Source organism: Leptospira fainei serovar Hurstbridge str. BUT 6, assembly GCF_000306235.2.
Lineage (GTDB): Bacteria > Spirochaetota > Leptospiria > Leptospirales > Leptospiraceae > Leptospira_B > Leptospira_B fainei.
Genome location: NZ_AKWZ02000003.1, coordinates 140,771 through 155,815, shown reverse-complemented (window position 1 = coordinate 155,815; position 15,045 = coordinate 140,771). Strand labels below are relative to the sequence as shown.

General features: G+C 43.8%; 16 protein-coding genes. 10 read left to right on the top strand and 6 right to left on the bottom strand.

What is annotated here, in order from left to right:
* Positions 1 to 228 precede the first annotated feature (228 nt).
* The 3 genes from LEP1GSC058_RS04865 to LEP1GSC058_RS04855 all read left to right on the top strand — a co-directional run bounded on the left by LEP1GSC058_RS04865 (position 229) and on the right by LEP1GSC058_RS04855 (position 2,468).
* Positions 229 to 867 (top strand): NAD(P)-dependent oxidoreductase, encoded by a 639-nt coding sequence (locus LEP1GSC058_RS04865; RefSeq protein WP_016548316.1) that lies wholly within the window; start codon positions 229 to 231, stop codon positions 865 to 867.
* Between the two features lie 124 nt (positions 868 to 991).
* On the top strand, positions 992 to 1,378 hold the full coding sequence (gene crcB / locus LEP1GSC058_RS04860) for a fluoride efflux transporter CrcB (RefSeq protein WP_016548582.1): 387 nt from the start codon (positions 992 to 994) through the stop codon (positions 1,376 to 1,378).
* A gap of 91 nt (positions 1,379 to 1,469) precedes the next feature.
* The gene (locus tag LEP1GSC058_RS04855) at positions 1,470 to 2,468 is read left to right on the top strand and encodes an alpha/beta hydrolase (protein ID WP_016548449.1); all 999 of its coding nucleotides are present in this window, start codon (positions 1,470 to 1,472) and stop codon (positions 2,466 to 2,468) included.
* A gap of 47 nt (positions 2,469 to 2,515) precedes the next feature.
* Here the strand turns inward: LEP1GSC058_RS04855 and LEP1GSC058_RS04850 are convergent, their stop codons facing one another.
* Positions 2,516 to 3,400, bottom strand: a complete 885-nt coding sequence (locus LEP1GSC058_RS04850; protein ID WP_016548510.1) for a LysR family transcriptional regulator — start codon at positions 3,398 to 3,400, stop codon at positions 2,516 to 2,518.
* Positions 3,401 to 3,506: 106 nt separating this feature from the next.
* Between LEP1GSC058_RS04850 and leuC the strand changes: the two genes are divergently transcribed.
* The 3 genes from leuC (at position 3,507) to LEP1GSC058_RS04835 (ending at position 6,647) form a co-directional block, all read left to right on the top strand.
* Positions 3,507 to 4,919, top strand: coding sequence for a 3-isopropylmalate dehydratase large subunit (gene leuC, locus LEP1GSC058_RS04845; protein WP_016548414.1), 1,413 nt, complete (start codon positions 3,507 to 3,509; stop codon positions 4,917 to 4,919).
* Positions 4,916 to 5,536, top strand: coding sequence for a 3-isopropylmalate dehydratase small subunit (gene leuD / locus LEP1GSC058_RS04840; protein WP_016548350.1), 621 nt, complete (start codon positions 4,916 to 4,918; stop codon positions 5,534 to 5,536). The genes leuC and leuD overlap by 4 nt, the downstream gene beginning before the upstream one ends.
* A 187-nt stretch (positions 5,537 to 5,723) precedes the next feature.
* The gene (locus LEP1GSC058_RS04835) at positions 5,724 to 6,647 is read left to right on the top strand and encodes a lysophospholipid acyltransferase family protein (protein WP_016548686.1); all 924 of its coding nucleotides are present in this window, start codon (positions 5,724 to 5,726) and stop codon (positions 6,645 to 6,647) included.
* A gap of 7 nt (positions 6,648 to 6,654) precedes the next feature.
* On the opposite strand, the gene LEP1GSC058_RS04830 is transcribed toward LEP1GSC058_RS04835, so the two are convergent.
* Positions 6,655 to 6,921, bottom strand: coding sequence for a hypothetical protein (locus LEP1GSC058_RS04830; RefSeq protein WP_039948029.1), 267 nt, complete (start codon positions 6,919 to 6,921; stop codon positions 6,655 to 6,657).
* A 266-nt stretch (positions 6,922 to 7,187) separates the two neighbouring features.
* On the opposite strand from LEP1GSC058_RS04830, the gene LEP1GSC058_RS04825 reads away from it, so the two are divergent.
* The 4 genes from LEP1GSC058_RS04825 to LEP1GSC058_RS04810 all read left to right on the top strand — a co-directional run bounded on the left by LEP1GSC058_RS04825 (position 7,188) and on the right by LEP1GSC058_RS04810 (position 10,816).
* Positions 7,188 to 7,448, top strand: coding sequence for a helix-turn-helix transcriptional regulator (locus tag LEP1GSC058_RS04825; RefSeq protein ID WP_016548352.1), 261 nt, complete (start codon positions 7,188 to 7,190; stop codon positions 7,446 to 7,448).
* A gap of 191 nt (positions 7,449 to 7,639) precedes the next feature.
* The gene (locus LEP1GSC058_RS04820; RefSeq protein ID WP_232224619.1) at positions 7,640 to 9,892 is read left to right on the top strand and encodes a hybrid sensor histidine kinase/response regulator; all 2,253 of its coding nucleotides are present in this window, start codon (positions 7,640 to 7,642) and stop codon (positions 9,890 to 9,892) included.
* 122 nt (positions 9,893 to 10,014) lie between these two features.
* Positions 10,015 to 10,416, top strand: coding sequence for a hypothetical protein (locus LEP1GSC058_RS04815; protein WP_016548438.1), 402 nt, complete (start codon positions 10,015 to 10,017; stop codon positions 10,414 to 10,416).
* 91 nt (positions 10,417 to 10,507) lie between these two features.
* Positions 10,508 to 10,816, top strand: coding sequence for a hypothetical protein (locus LEP1GSC058_RS04810; RefSeq protein ID WP_016548373.1), 309 nt, complete (start codon positions 10,508 to 10,510; stop codon positions 10,814 to 10,816).
* Positions 10,817 to 10,901: 85 nt separating this feature from the next.
* On the opposite strand, the gene LEP1GSC058_RS04805 is transcribed toward LEP1GSC058_RS04810, so the two are convergent.
* The 4 genes from LEP1GSC058_RS04805 to LEP1GSC058_RS04790 are packed head-to-tail and all read right to left on the bottom strand — an operon-like array spanning position 10,902 to position 14,592.
* Positions 10,902 to 11,753: a hypothetical protein gene (locus LEP1GSC058_RS04805; protein WP_016548464.1), complete on the bottom strand. Its 852-nt coding sequence runs from the start codon at positions 11,751 to 11,753 to the stop codon at positions 10,902 to 10,904.
* A gap of 46 nt (positions 11,754 to 11,799) precedes the next feature.
* Positions 11,800 to 12,501, bottom strand: coding sequence for an ABC transporter ATP-binding protein (locus tag LEP1GSC058_RS04800; RefSeq protein ID WP_016548480.1), 702 nt, complete (start codon positions 12,499 to 12,501; stop codon positions 11,800 to 11,802).
* Between the two features lie 8 nt (positions 12,502 to 12,509).
* Entirely contained in the window at positions 12,510 to 13,769 is a 1,260-nt protein-coding gene (locus LEP1GSC058_RS04795; protein WP_016548563.1) for an ABC transporter permease, read from the bottom strand.
* A gap of 7 nt (positions 13,770 to 13,776) precedes the next feature.
* A complete protein-coding gene (locus tag LEP1GSC058_RS04790) occupies positions 13,777 to 14,592 on the bottom strand; it encodes an efflux RND transporter periplasmic adaptor subunit (RefSeq protein ID WP_016548488.1) in 816 nt (271 codons plus the stop codon).
* Positions 14,593 to 15,045 lie beyond the last annotated feature (453 nt).

The following is a 15,045-nucleotide window of genomic DNA, read 5'->3' as shown; positions in this document are numbered from 1 at the left end:
ATTTTGTGCAGGAAGACAGAATCTCCTAAACTAAATACCTCCGTTAATATCGCTCGATGATAGATCCTTATGTCGATTTATCCGGATAACGGATTCATACGGGAAAAAAACTGATTTTATAAAATCGATTTGCGGATCCCCTCTCCTAAATCCTGTGAAATTACTTGTAATAAATAATATTACAAGTAATTGTGGCTAAAAGGTTCTAATTTCTTTCGGAGGGAACGAATGAAAATAATCGTGTACGGCGCCACAGGGATGATCGGCCAAAGAATAGTTGGCGAAGCGCTTTCCAGAGGTCATGAAGTGATCGCAGTTTCTCGAAATCCTTCGGCTCTAAAATTGGAGCATCCGAAACTATCAAAGCAGTCGGGTAATATTCTGGATTCTAAATCAGTGGAAACCTTCGCCAAGTATGCCGACGTCATTATCAGCGCTATCGGACCGGACAAAGGCGGAAATCCATCAACGTTAAGCGAAGCGGCCCAATCCATCTTAGAGGGAACATCAAACTCCGGTAATAAGCTATTTTACTTTGTCGGGGGAGCGGGAAGTCTGGAAATCGCTCCTAATTTACAATTAGTCGATACTCCGACGTTCCCGGAAGCGTATAAATCGGCGGCGCTGGCCCACAGAGAAGCTCTACGTGTTTTCCAAAATTCCTCCTCCAATCATTGGACGTACCTAAGTCCTGCGGCTATGATAGCCCCGGGCGAACGAACAGGAAAATATCGATTGGGGGGAGATCAGCTAGTACTGGATGCAGAAGGGAATAGTAAAATCTCAGCAGAAGATTATGCGTTAGCTCTTTTGGACGAGATAGAATCTCCTAAGCATACCGGAAAGAGATTTACTCTAGCCTATTGACATTCTCGTCCCCGCTATCCTATATCCGCATTGAATGCGTCCGTTCAAATGTGGATGTAGGATCATGCATTTTATCTGACAAAAAGTTCTTTTCGGATTTGTCCTCGTCTGTAGTTTCCTTAAAATGTTCCTATCATACTTTCTAGTTGCGATTGGCGGCGCAGTCGGAAGCGTTTTACGTTATACAATTCAGATAAGTGCGATAAGGCACGGAGCCGCGACGTTTCCAACCGGAACATTCATCGTAAACATTATAGGCAGCGTTTTAATCGGATTGATATATGCAATCTCCGAACGGGGAAATTTCGTTTCTCCCGAAGCGCGAATATTATTGGCATCGGGATTTTGCGGCGGATTCACCACTTTCTCGACGTTTAGCCACGAATCTTTAGCGCTATTGCGGGCAAATCAAATCCCTTTATTTTTCCTGTATTCTTTCGGAAGTTTTACCCTTTGCATTCTCGCTGCCGCCTTCGGTACTTGGCTAGGTTCGCTTACTCGACATTTCTGAATCATAATTGGCAAATAGTCCGATGCAAAACGCTTGCCTTAGCGAGGTATAGAGATAAATTTCGTGCACCATATTTCTCCAGGAAGAAACTTTGAAACGTTCGATTAAATTTTCCTTGGCCTCCGTTTTCATAATCGTGGCCGCATATACCGGTATTTATTACGCGACTCTTCCCTCTTACCAGTATAAAGAGCATGCTCTACCCGCCGATTTCGATACCTACTATCGAACCAAATTGGCAGAAACCAAAACCAAGGGCGGTCGTGTCGGCAACGAGGAAAAACTAGTTCGCTTCTCCCAAGGGAAAACGCCAGTGGCAATTCTATATGTCCATGGATTCGGAGCTTCTCGCGCGGAAGGAGAGGAATCGATGGACAAAATAGCGGCAAAGCTCAAGGCCAATATTTACTATCTTCGCTTGCCGGGCCACGGGACGAACAACGAAGACCATAGAGATACTGATTTTAGCGACTATCTGACAACTGCCGAAGAGAGTCTGCTGATGATGGATAAGCTGGGTGATAAGATCGTATTGGTCGGAACCAGCATGGGGGGATTGATATCGACCTACCTAGCGTCCAAGTACCCCGATAAAATTCACGCGCTGATCTTATTATCCCCATTCTTCGATTTTAAGACGCCGATCGCCAAATTGTTTTATTTCCCCGGCGGCACTTCTCTGGCGGAAATGATCAACGGAAAAATCAGAAAGTCTCCTCCTAGAGTCGAAGGGGACGGAATCGGCGAGAAATATTACGAGTATTGGTACAAAGATCAATACTTATCGTCAGTACAACATATTTCAAACGCCAAAAAATTCATTGCGTCGAACGAGACATTCGCGAACATCCATAGTCCTTCTCTATTAATATATTATTATAAAGATGCGGATCATCAGGATAAAGTGGCTAGCGTATCAGCAATGCTGGAAGCATTTTCTAAATTCGGAGGAGATCACCCAAACCCACTGAACTCTAAAGTCGCTATTGAAAGAGGACATCATGTTCTCACTTCCAAGCACGTCTCGACAGATAAGGAAACGATCGAATTATCGATATTGGCCTTTTTATCCAAGACCGGCATCAAATGATACGGACCTTTTTTCGAATGAGTGACCGAGTTCATTGCTCGTTATGATCATTCGGTCGTAAAACCGGATGCAGCGGCCGCGATCTCTTCCATCAGTAAGGCAAGACCCGGCCGAATGAATTTACGATGGCAGAGAAAAAATTTTCTCTCTGCCGCTAATTCCGGTAAATCGATCTTTCGCAAGCGATCGTTAAGAGAATATTCCGATAGAAATCCGATTCCCAATCCGGCCTCCAGGGATTTTATTACCGATTCCACGCTCCGAAGTTCCATGGAAATACGCGGCCTAAAACTCTTACCTAAGGTTTTAATTTTCTTCTCGACTGCCCTTCTCACTGCCGATGCCGGATGAAAAAAAACGAACGAAGTTTCGTTTAGATCGCTTAGTCGAATTTTTTTTCTTTTGAAAATCTCGTGTTCTTTAGAGGCCACCGGGATGATTCGATCCGAAAGAAATTCCCGTTCCACCAAACCGTGTTCCGCGACAGGTCCGGTAAGAATACCTAAATCCACTTCCCCTCTAAGTAGGGCTTCTTTCGTTTCCTGCGCGTCTCCCTCTCTGACCGATAAGACGAGTCCCGGATGATCCATCATAATTTTTTTAAGTATTTTCGGCAAAATCCAAGCCGACACCGTACCTCCCGCCGAGATCGAAAATGTTCCCGATAATTCCTTGCCGGGTTCTTTCATTCCGTCCTTAAGTTCTTCCCATAGAGCATTCATTCTATCGGCGTAGCCTAGAAAAATCTCCCCTTCGTGCGTAAGGCTAATCTCTCTCGAACCTCGTTCCATAAGGGGTTTTCCGATCTCCCTCTCAAGCAGAGCGATTTGCCTAGATAAGGCGGGTTGGGTTAAGCCAAGCCCTTCTGCCGCCCGTTGAAAGGTCCCGATTTTGACGATTTCCAAGAAATAACGAATCTGCCTAAATTCCATAAAAACCTCACTCGCACATATATAACTTTTACTTATACTGTCAATAAATCATATTTATTTGCATTATATTATGAATATCGATACTATTCGAACGTGGGAGGAAAAAATGAACCCCAGAACCCTATATGATAAAATTTGGGAACACCACCTGATTGTTTCCGGACAAGGAAATGAAGCCTTACTTTTTGTGGACAGACATTTGCTGCACGAAGTGACATCCGCACAAGCGTTCGAAGCGTTGCGCAACAAGAGAAGAAACGTGAAATATCCGAAGTTAACCCTTGCGGTGATCGACCATAATATTTCCACTAAAGACAGAAGTAATAAGAATGCTGCCGGCTCGGTTTCGAGAATTCAAATGGATACGATCGAACGAAACTGCCGAGAGTTCGGAATCGAACTGTACGGCTGGGAGAATCCGGACCAAGGCATCGTTCATGTTCTTGCTCCGGAGCTCGGCTTCACATTACCCGGAACCTTAGTCGTTTGCGGAGATTCTCATACGGCGACTCACGGAGCATTCGGAGCGCTGGCTTTCGGTATCGGAACCAGCGAGGTGGAGCATGTCTTAGCCACACAAACTTTGAGGCAAAGTAAGGCAAAATCAATGTTGGTAAAACTGAACGGTAAACTTAGAAGAGGCATAACTTCGAAGGATATCGCGCTAACCTTGATCGGCACAGTAGGAACGAACGGCGGACAAGGTTATGTTATAGAATATTCCGGAGAAGTCATAAAAGACCTTTCTATGGATGCGAGAATGACTCTTTGCAATATGAGCATCGAAGCCGGGGCCCGCGCTGGCTTAATCGCTCCGGATGAAATAACATTCGAATATCTGAATGGAAAGGATTTTTCCCCCAGAGGTGCTGCGTTCATTCAGGCGTTGGAATATTGGAAAACCCTCTATTCCGATTCGGAGGAGGCCTTCGACAAAATCGTCGAGATGGATGTTTCCCAAGTTGAGCCGCAAGTCACTTGGGGAACGAATCCGTCTCAAACGGTCTCCATCTCGGACATAGTACCGAATCCGAATTCCTTTGCGGAAACGAATCTAAAGGAGACTGCCGAGAAAGCGATTCAGTATATGGGTTTAACTCCCGAAACGAAAATCGACGAAATCCGGATCGATAAAGTTTTTATCGGATCTTGTACCAATTCCAGAATCGAAGACCTTAGGGCCGCAGCGACTTTGGCAAAAGGGAGAACCGTGCATCCTAACGTGAAGGCGATCGTAGTTCCCGGTTCCGGTCGAGTCAAGCGTCAAGCCGAGTTCGAAGGTCTGGATCAAATTTTCTTAGCGGCTGGTTTTGAATGGAGGGAACCCGGTTGCTCCCTTTGCTTGGCGATGAACGACGACGTATTGGAATCGGGAGAACGATGTGCTTCCACATCGAATCGAAACTTCGAAGGAAGGCAAGGCCGAGGGGGACGCACACATCTTGTCAGTCCGATGATGGCAGTCGGTGCGGCTGTGACCGGAAAATTTACGGACATTCGGGAGTGGAAAGAAATATGAAAACATGGACAAAACATACGGGAATAATCGCGCCTCTTTATAGGGCAGATATCGATACGGACCAGATTCTGCCGAAGCAATTTATGAAGAAAATCGAACGAACAGGCTTCGGACGACACCTTTTCCATGATTGGAGATATTTGGATTCGAATGGAGAGATTCAGAACCGCGAATTCATATTAAATAAACCTGATTATGTCAAGGCGAGTATTCTACTCACCGGATCGAATTTCGGATGCGGCTCCAGTAGAGAACATGCGCCTTGGGCATTGTCCGATTTCGGAATTCGAGTGATTGTCGCGTCTTCGTTCGCGGATATTTTCTCCATTAATTGTCCGAAAAACGGGATCGCATTAGTGAGACTATCCGAGCGGGAGATTGCACTGTTACAAAAATGGGTGGAATCTGTTCCGAAAGCAAACGCGACGATCGACCTTCACGAACGAAAAATCGGATTCGGCGATACTGAGATTGCATTTTCTTTGGATGAAAATTCGGTGCAGAGGATTCGAAACGGGTGGGACGATGTTGACTTAACTTTAAAAGACTCCGAGCGTCTTTCAGAGTTTGCGGATCGGTATTTTCGGGAACGTTCCTATTTAACGCCTTTCCGTTAAAAATCTTTTCCTCCTACAGGAATGTATCAATGAGGAGCAAAATCTAACAAAGTTCGGTTTCTCTCCTCATTTTTTTATTGTTTTTTCTCACAAGAAGATCGGGGAATTAATGCTGGCACAGAAATCCTCGAAAATTATACTATCCGTCGCTACTTCCTTTGCTGTTAGTTGCCGGAGCGAACCAGGAATGAAACCAACCCTCTCTCTCGAACCAAGAATTAAAAAACCTACGATAACCATTCCCGATGAAGCGGTTCGCAGCGGGGTTTTTCATTTAGATAGGGATACTCTGGGTTCTCCTATCCGACTACAAGAAGGGGTAACGATTCGATATGAAACGCCTCTCGATCGTAAGAGATCTCTTTTAGACCGGGTTTTATTTCGCAGTGATCTCGCTTTTCTGATCGGATATTTCAGCGAGATTTTTGCCAGCCGGAAGCAATGTTTAAAAAACGAATATACCGACGAAGTTTGGCTGGAATCCTCCGGTAGAATCCTGGACGTAATCGAAGGATGCGAAGGAAAATTTAAAATCGAGGGCCTGGAACACGTTATCTCTCCTCAAGGTCCGGTCGTGTTTGCCGGGAATCATATGAGTGTCTTGGAGACGTTCGTCTTTCCTTACTTCTTAGTGGCCCATCGACCCATAACCTACGTTGTTAAGGAAAGTCTTGTGAACGGAAAAGTTTTCGGTCCGATCATGCGATCTCGAAATCCGATAGCTGTCGGACGTACGAATCCGCGTGAGGATCTTGTGAAAGTGTTGGAGCAAGGAACTGCTATCCTCAAGGGGGGAACTTCTATCGTCGTATTCCCGCAGAGTACTCGAACGAGGACCTTCGATCCGAGCGAATTCAATTCGATCGCGGTAAAACTTGCGTCAAGAGCCGGAGTACCAGTCGTCCCCTTTGCCGTAAAAACGGACTTTTGGCAAAACGGAAAATTGTTAAAGGATATCGGTAGCCTGGTCAGGAATCGAATGATTCACATGAAGTTCGGCCCTCCCCTTTCCGTAGCCACCGATGCTAGAAAAAATCAGGAAATTCTACTACAATTCGTTCTTACGAATCTCAAAGAATGGGGCGTTGAAATCAAAAACTCCATTCAATAAAAGCGGGTTAGTACCCGCCCCCACCTCCGCCGCCTGAACCGGATCCGCCGCTACAGGCTCCCAGAACTACGAGGTATTGCGTATTACAGTTTGCTGCGTAGGCGGCTCCACCGTTTGCATTTAAGCATGCTAAATACAATGCGGATGCTTCCTTACAATTATTATCCTTATTATGATTGTTTTTTCCCGTTCCGTACAAGTTGTTCGTATTGTTATTGCACGATATAAACAATAAGAACAACAGCACTATCGCAATTCGAATATACCAATTCATTTTATTGTACCAACTCCAGATTCAGGTTCCAGACGAAAAAGAGTGATTTTTTTTCGAAGAGTTCCTTCGCTAAAAAGGATATGAGTAATATTCCTAAATCAACGTTTTTCTGATACAAATCCTCTGACTAGGAACGAACGATAAACGGGCCGGAACAAATCGGTTTACATAAGCGAAGAATTCATATCCGAATGTAGCCGATCTGTAATACGTTTTCGACCGAAACAAGTTAAATAATACTAACAATGACAGGACGGAAAACTAGTATGGAAACTGAAGAATTGCTCGAATGGGAAGAAAATAATCCGACTAGATTGAATCGTAACTCGGCAAACTGGAAGCCGGGAATCGTTGTTCGGTTTTTACGAAAAATACACGGATATTCACGCAAAGATCTGGCGGAGAAATTAGGGGGAGTCGAAATCGAATACGTGACTTCCATCGAAAAAGGAAAATTGACGATCGGGAAGAATCTCGCTCGAAAGCTAGCGGAAATATTCGAAATACCGGTGGAAATATTCGTTTAGAATCATCTTTCTCGAAAGATCAATTTTCCATGTAGACCGATAGATCCGATGCTATTTCGTCGCTTCCGCGATTCATCCCCCGGAACTTAAGCGCGATCTAATCACTCGATTCTCCGCCGGATCCGGACTTTCATCAATAATTTTCACGATCTCTATTGCCTTGGGTCGCCGTCTATGTTACTGTATTCGCGATGAATCGGCTAAGCGTGAGAATAATACTAGGGCTTTTCTTTTTACTAGTTATTTCTTTATTTTTACTGCATAACTTAGGCCATTCATTCCAAAACGGAATTTCATCTCCGATACTTCTGGTATGTTTCGCCAGTATTTTCCTTGTTCTTGGGTTTTTATCGGCAACTATCATTTCCTCTTACGTAGATAGAGAGAAGCTGGCATTTTCCAGTCGCGCCGAATTAAGGAAAGCAGTGCAAGAAAGAGAAAGAGCTGAAGCGTTACTGCAAATTTTATTTGACGAACTCCCTCGATCGACTCCGTTACATTCATTATTAAATAAATTACTTGCGACGATCGAAAAATTCTCTCCCGAAATGCAGACTTCAATCATGCTACTGAACAAAGAAAGGGATCGCATTGAAACAGGCATTTCACCTAGTCTTCCGAAGCCGTACATAAAATCTCTAGAAGGAATTAAAATCGGTCCTAGGGCCGGCTCCTGCGGAACTTCCGCTTTTAAGGGAAAATTAGTCGTCGTTACGGACATTCATACGGATCCATTATGGAAAGATTATAAATATTTAACTATGAATTACGGGCTGAGAGCTTGCTGGTCTCAGCCGATTTATTCTCCGGAAGGCGATGTCCTCGGCACTTTCGCCATCTACTATAAGAAAGTTCACAAGCCTAAAGATCGCGATTTACGACTGATCTTCTTTGCTGCTTACCTCGTGCGTTTAGCCATCCAGTATCAAAAATTTGAGGAAGGGAGGAGTAAGAGCGAGAGTAAATATCGGGATTTGGTCGAAAATGCGTCGGACGGGATTTTTGTCGCCAATACGGACGGGAAGTTATTGGAAATTAATCCGAGTGGAAGCAAAATGCTCGGGTATAGCAGAGAAGAATTACTAACTCTTAATATAAAGGATTTGATCCAACCGGAAGATCTCGCTGCCACTCCTTTACGAGGCTTCAATCTTCAAGATCGCAAATCCATGATATTGGAACGCAAATTAATCAGAAAGGATAAGAAACCAATATCCGTTGAAATAAGTGCGCGTTACTTGGATTCCGGACATTTACAAGGAATCGTTAGGGATATTTCAGAACGAACTGCGGCGGAGCGCACCCTTCGACAAGCTCAGAAAATGGAAAGCATCGGTTTGTTAGCGGGCGGAATCGCCCATGATTTCAACAATCTGCTAACGATGATTCTCGGAACTGCGGACGTCATTCGTCAGATTTGTAAATCGGACCCTGCTCTTAAGAAACATGCCAATCGAATTATAGAGGCGTCCGAACGCGGGAAGGCGATTACGAGACAACTTCTATTATTCGCGAGCCCAGGTTCGACCGAAATGAAGCCGATTTCAATCGCGCCTTTACTAAAGGAAGTTACGGATATGATGCGGTTTTCCCTTCCTAAAAATATTCATCTGGAAACCGATTTTCATTCTCTAAACGGAATTATTTTAGGCGACTCCGGACATTTGCATCAAGCCGTTCTCAACCTAATACTGAATGCCAAGGATGCGATGCCCGGCGGAGGAAATGTTTACGTCCGAGGCGGAATCATTAGCGGAAGAATACTTCGATCTAGATTTCCGGGAGCGAATGCGGACAATTATATCGAAATCGACATTACGGATACCGGTATCGGTATGAAGGCTGAAAATAAGGAAAGAATCTTCGAACCCTTTTTTACTACGAAAGGGAACAGTGGAACAGGACTCGGATTATCGATCGTAAGAGGAATCATAACGGAACACTCGGGATTTATCGAAGTCGAATCGGAGCTGGAAAAAGGGACGAAATTTTCCCTTTTTTTCCCCGCGATTCGAACGGCCGTCGATGCGATTCGAAAAGAAGAGGATAATTCAAAAAAGATAAATCTTAATATTCTAATAGTCGACGACGAGGAATTGGTTCTGGAAGTCCTTCAGGAAATATTGACGCTTGCCGGTTCGAATGTCTGGACCAGAAAGACCGGAGAAGGAGCTCTTGCTTTTTATAAAGAAGCCCCGGAAAAATTCGACGTAATCATAACGGACCTAGGAATGCCGGGAATGGGTGGAGAAACTTTAATCGACCTACTCCTCCAATTTAATCCGAAAGTGAATATAATTATCACTTCCGGAAATCTCGAAAAAGAAAAAAAAGAAATTTTACGAATGAAAGGAATTAAAGCATTCTTAGACAAACCATATAAAGCTTCGGAAGTCTACTCTGCCCTGCTGGAAATTCTGAAAAGCGATTCGCTTTCGGGATAGAACCATATAGTAAGTCCGTTGCGTAATAGTAAGTTTAACCTTTAAAACAAATCCTAAAAACGTAAAATGATGGACCAAATCTCATTTGTCGATTCAAATACGTCGGAAAAGAGGAATATCGAATGTCTCCACCAGAAAAGATCCTTGTAGTCTCCGGAATTTTAAATTTAGCATATGGCAGTCTGTTTGGATTTCCGTACGCAGTCGCACGTAAAACGAAAGAATTTCCTTCCCGCTATTTACAGGCTGCGCATATCGGCCCGTTAATGCAGGCAGCGATCCTATTGGGACTCGCAGCGTCTTTCCAGCATATCGGTTTGTCCACTGTTCTGGCCTTTTGGGGAGCCGGACTACTCGCTGCTTCCTCCTTATTCCTAGCTTTAAAAGATACGGCAAACTGGTTACAAGGAATAAAGGACGAATTCCGCGAGAATCCGATGATCGGAAAGGCGTTAGGCGCTATCGGAGTAATGGCAAATTTAGGAGGAGTCGGAATCGTTCTCTTCGGATTATTATCTCTATAATATATTTCCGAACATCCGAAAACTTTCTTTCATTTCGGAAAGAAAGTCACGAATGTTTAGGTCTCACTAGGCAGAGTCGGGAGGAAATCCTATGAAACTCTCCTTAATTACGACTTTAATTCGACTGAGCGGTATCGGATTAATGTTACTTTTCCTGAGCGGATGCGCCACCTTTCCGAACCAGTACGACGAAGCATACGGCCAAAGCACGAATAATTGCAATGGAAACGTTGCATATTCTTGCAATCGATCCTACTATCCGTATCGTTATGGGAATTATTATGGGAATCAAAACTTGCATTCTTATAATCAAGGATCTCGCGGCTCAGGCCATAACCCTTTCTTCGTTCCGGGAGCGAGATACCATAACCTAGGTCGCCCTTCTCACTGGAGATTATAATAATCTCCAGTAAACAACTCAGTTCGGATAGTGGATGAAATTAAATGATCGACTATCCGAACTCCGATAAAATGGAAATATCTGATTAACGAATTTCCTTCGCTAACTCTTTCCAACATTCGTCCAATGCTCGCCTAACGGAAAATAAATCTGAACTAGGTTTTGAAATGTTTTCTCTTATTGGAATCCCTTTTTCCAATAAACTTTCTACGAAAGAAGTTTTTCCGGACGGAAAATACCAATCCAATATAAACCAATCGCTCGGATATTTAGTTAAAAATCGTTTTTGACACCGAAAGGATTCGATACCCGGACCTTTCTCTTTATCATACACGGACATACTAACTCGAATCGACGCATCGAGTCTCCTATGTCCTTCTTTCGAATCCGGCTCTATTCCGGCTCTAGTAAAAACCGGCGGATCATTTTGAAGGAAGATTAATATTTGAAGTTCACCTTCCTTGGAATCCTCCGTAGAGAATTCGAGAGATAAACCGTTGGATTTTGCCGATTTAGTCGCTATCTCCGCAGCTTTATCCAAATAAATTTTTCCTAAATTAGCCGTGAGTAATGTTTCTGGCGGCTGAGGAATCGGAGCGATTTTAAGGCTTCCGCCGTCCAAAAGATTAATTTTCTTATCCAAAGCTTGCAACTCGGGCTTCTGCATGTAAATCAACTTTAACTGCCGATCCAAGAGGGAATCATCCAAAGATTCCTCGAAGCTTGGAATTCCTTCGACACCGTACAGAGTGACTTTCCATTTCGACTTCTTTTCTCGAGGCGATTTAAAATATTCTTTCGCCGTTTTACCTATGACAGCGGCGAATTTTTTCGTCGGAGAATCGAATTCCTTCGCTCCGCTCCGAATCGAGCCTTGGCAAGTTAAAAGCGAAAATACTCCGATCCCGATAAGAATAATCATGATTTCCTTTTTCATTCTCTCTTCTCTCCTTTTCTTTAACCGGGCCCCATCGAATTCGCGGTCACACCGGCACTTGATTTTGCAATTTATCCGATTCCACTTTTCCATCCACTAAGTGGATCTGTCGATTCGCGAGCGCGGCATAATCCGGATCATGGGTTACGTATAAAATGGTGGTTTTATTTTCTTTATTAATTCTTCTAAAAATTTCCATCGCCTTATCGCCGTTAACCGTATCCAAATTTCCCGTCGGCTCGTCGGCAAAGAGAAAACTCGGATTCATTATTAATGATCTGGCAATCGCGGTTCTCTGCTGTTCCCCGCCGGACATTTGAGAGGGAAATTTATCTCTACAGGACTCCAATTCGAACTCTCGAAACAACTCCCGCGCATATTCCTTCTTTTTTCCGTGTTGATTCGTTTTTCTAGCCGGCATCAAAACGTTCTCGATAGCGGTCAATTCAGGCAAAAGATAGTGAAACTGAAATACGAAGCCGATATGCTGGTTTCTAAAACGATGGGATTCTACGCTTCCCATTCCAAAAAGGTCGATCCCATCCAAAAAGACCTTCCCACCGCTCGGTTGATCCAATCCACTCAGCATGTACAACAAAGTCGATTTACCCGAACCCGATCTCCCCGTAAGAGAAACAAATTCTCCTTTTTTCAGATCGAAATTGATATTACTCACGACCTCGATGGGCGGTTCTCCGAAGCTTTTACTTAAATCCGTACAAAATATCGAAATATCGTTATTATTCATGATCTTCCTTATGTGCTACCGCGAATAATTTCCACAGGCGAAAGTTTAGAGGCTGACCTTGCAGGAATAAATGCAGCTACTGCCGCGGAGATTTGTGCAATCGAGAATGCTTTGATATAGATCAGCGGATTCCAGGAAATTCGCATAACGCTAGACATCATCGCACCTTTCGAACTAGAAGAGCCTCCGATAGGATATCCGTCCAAATAGTAACAGGCAGTCGCACCCACGAGCAGCCCGCTGATCGCACCTAAAAATCCGAGAAGCAATCCTTGGATCACGAATAACACGATGGTATCCTTTTCGTCGAATCCGATAGATCGTAAGATCGCAATTTCCCTTTTTTTCTGATTTACCACCATGTTTAGAATATTATATATTCCGAATGCAACTACGAGCATGATCGTAAATGTGGTGGTATTTCGGACTATATTTTGAGTATTGAATACGGCCAGGATATTTTCATAGGCCTGATCCCAGCTTTGTACCTTATCTCTGGTAAAGAAAGACCATTCCGTGGCTACATCCGCAGCCTGAGATAAGTCTTTAAGTCGGATAGCGATCTCCGAAACGACGCCGTTTGCCTGAGTAATCCGTTGGACGGTCCTCAGAGACGCATAAACGGCAGTATCGTCGATCATCTTATTCCCGACGCGAATCACTCCGCCGACCTTTACATGGACCACATTTCCTTGCGCGGTTACGACTTGAACTGTATCGCCAAGACTAGCGCCGAGCTTTTCCAACAAGCCGGAACCGACGAAGATCATATCTCCTCCTCGATCTAAGTCCCTAAAATTACCTTGTTCAACATAATTGCCGATCGTGGTCACTCTCATCTGCCGAACGGGATCGACGCCCTGAAGTTTTCCCGGAAGAGTTTGTTTGCCGAATTTAAAGATCAACTGTTGATTCAACTGAGGCGCGTATGCTTCTACACGATCATCCTCGTCCAATTTCAAGAACCAACCGTTTGCGTTCGTCAATTGGTTCGAATCGGTTTTACCGGAAGGAGGCTTAATCCAACGAACCGCAACCGACTCGGGAAAAAAAACTCCTTGAAAGGTCTCGACTTTGAGCACATCGTCTCGAGGAGAAATTCGAATTTGTGCGTCATTATTCACCAATTGATCGGTGATATACTCTTGAAACCCGATCATGATTCCTGAAAACGAACAGTACGCCGCCGTTCCCAATAAGATACCAAGAAAGGTCAAAAACGTCTGCTGCGGTCGGCTCAATAATTGTCGGATAGCTAAGAACAGCATGTCTCTATCACCTCCCTTCTTGAATGTATACGATATCCGTCGGAAGGATTGAATTTTCCAATACTTCGCACCACTCTCCGTCTACGGCCCCGACCTTCGCAGGTATCCAGAACGTTTTACCGTCTCGCTTTATCTGAATCCTGCCTTTTTCGATGGAGGTAATCGGAATTAGTAGCACGTTCGATTTTCGATCTACTTCTACGGCTACGTCTGCCGTCATTTCCGGAAGAACTCCCTGAGGCATGGAATCCACTTCAATCCTTACGAAAAATTGCCCGTCGGAAGGATATACCTTCGTTACCTTACCGTGTAATTTCATCCCGCGCAGAGTTTCAAAACTCAATTCGGCAGGCTGACCCACTCGAAGACGAAGCATAGAATCTTGGTCCAGGGACAATAGAACGTAAATCTTCTTCAAATCCATCATCGTTAAGACGGAAATCCCCGGCATGACAACCTCCGCTTCTTGATAGGACAAAGTTGTCACCGTTCCGTCGAACGGAGCCCGGAATAATGCACCGGAATCCGAAACCATTAATTCGGTTCCCGCTTTTAAAATATCGCCTTCTTTAATGAATAGTTTTTTGATCTCGGACGCTATACCGAATTTCATATGATAGATTCGATCGGATTTAACCGTTCCCAATGCGTAAACGAGCTCCACAATCGGGCCGGTCCGAGGAGATATCGATCTTCTGCCGAAACCGATCTTCGCGATGAGAAAAACACCGAGAAAAAAAAGACCCAATCCGAATATGGCAATCGCAATCTTTCCCTTTCGGGACGAGTAAAGAAATCGGAAAAAAACTATTAACTTATTCATTCGCAACCTTTAAGAGAAATTCCCCTTTAAAATTTTATTAAAAAGCGCATAAGTTCTGAAAATCACTTCAACAATTCATAATTAGATAGGAACGACCATCTACAATTTTTTATTTCTAAAATATTCCATTAGGGAATTTTTATTCGATTAACAACCAAGGCTCGGCGTCTCAGGCTTTTCCCCGGCATACTGAATAGAAATTCAAAAAATAGGTCAAACGCAAAGTAAAATTAATAAATATCCGGTTGACAATTGTCTATTTACGGATAAATATAAATGCCAAGGTTTGTTCAGCGGTTCTTCAGCCGTAATTTTTTATGAAGAGAAAGGATAAAATAGAATATTACAAAACAGACTTTTTTCAATCCGCAGCTAAAGAACTCGGCAACAATTAAACCCATCTAAAAAAATTCAAAAATCGCTTAGAATCATGCGATCGGGACCGTTGTGTAT

Excerpts from the sequence above, each read along its gene's own strand:
- LEP1GSC058_RS04865 (WP_016548316.1), top strand. The coding sequence starts at position 229 with ATGAAAATAATCGTGTACGGCGCCACAGGGATGATCGGCCAAAGAATA.
- crcB (WP_016548582.1), top strand. The coding sequence starts at position 992 with ATGTTCCTATCATACTTTCTAGTTGCGATTGGCGGCGCAGTCGGAAGC.
- LEP1GSC058_RS04850 (WP_016548510.1), bottom strand. The coding sequence starts at position 3,400 with ATGGAATTTAGGCAGATTCGTTATTTCTTGGAAATCGTCAAAATCGGG.
- leuC (WP_016548414.1), top strand. The coding sequence starts at position 3,507 with ATGAACCCCAGAACCCTATATGATAAAATTTGGGAACACCACCTGATT.
- leuD (WP_016548350.1), top strand. The coding sequence starts at position 4,916 with ATGAAAACATGGACAAAACATACGGGAATAATCGCGCCTCTTTATAGG.
- LEP1GSC058_RS04835 (WP_016548686.1), top strand. The coding sequence starts at position 5,724 with ATGAAACCAACCCTCTCTCTCGAACCAAGAATTAAAAAACCTACGATA.
- LEP1GSC058_RS04830 (WP_039948029.1), bottom strand. The coding sequence starts at position 6,921 with ATGAATTGGTATATTCGAATTGCGATAGTGCTGTTGTTCTTATTGTTT.
- LEP1GSC058_RS04825 (WP_016548352.1), top strand. The coding sequence starts at position 7,188 with ATGGAAACTGAAGAATTGCTCGAATGGGAAGAAAATAATCCGACTAGA.
- LEP1GSC058_RS04820 (WP_232224619.1), top strand. The coding sequence starts at position 7,640 with ATGAATCGGCTAAGCGTGAGAATAATACTAGGGCTTTTCTTTTTACTA.
- LEP1GSC058_RS04815 (WP_016548438.1), top strand. The coding sequence starts at position 10,015 with ATGTCTCCACCAGAAAAGATCCTTGTAGTCTCCGGAATTTTAAATTTA.
- LEP1GSC058_RS04810 (WP_016548373.1), top strand. The coding sequence starts at position 10,508 with ATGAAACTCTCCTTAATTACGACTTTAATTCGACTGAGCGGTATCGGA.
- LEP1GSC058_RS04805 (WP_016548464.1), bottom strand. The coding sequence starts at position 11,753 with ATGAAAAAGGAAATCATGATTATTCTTATCGGGATCGGAGTATTTTCG.
- LEP1GSC058_RS04800 (WP_016548480.1), bottom strand. The coding sequence starts at position 12,501 with ATGAATAATAACGATATTTCGATATTTTGTACGGATTTAAGTAAAAGC.
- LEP1GSC058_RS04795 (WP_016548563.1), bottom strand. The coding sequence starts at position 13,769 with ATGCTGTTCTTAGCTATCCGACAATTATTGAGCCGACCGCAGCAGACG.
- LEP1GSC058_RS04790 (WP_016548488.1), bottom strand. The coding sequence starts at position 14,592 with ATGAATAAGTTAATAGTTTTTTTCCGATTTCTTTACTCGTCCCGAAAG.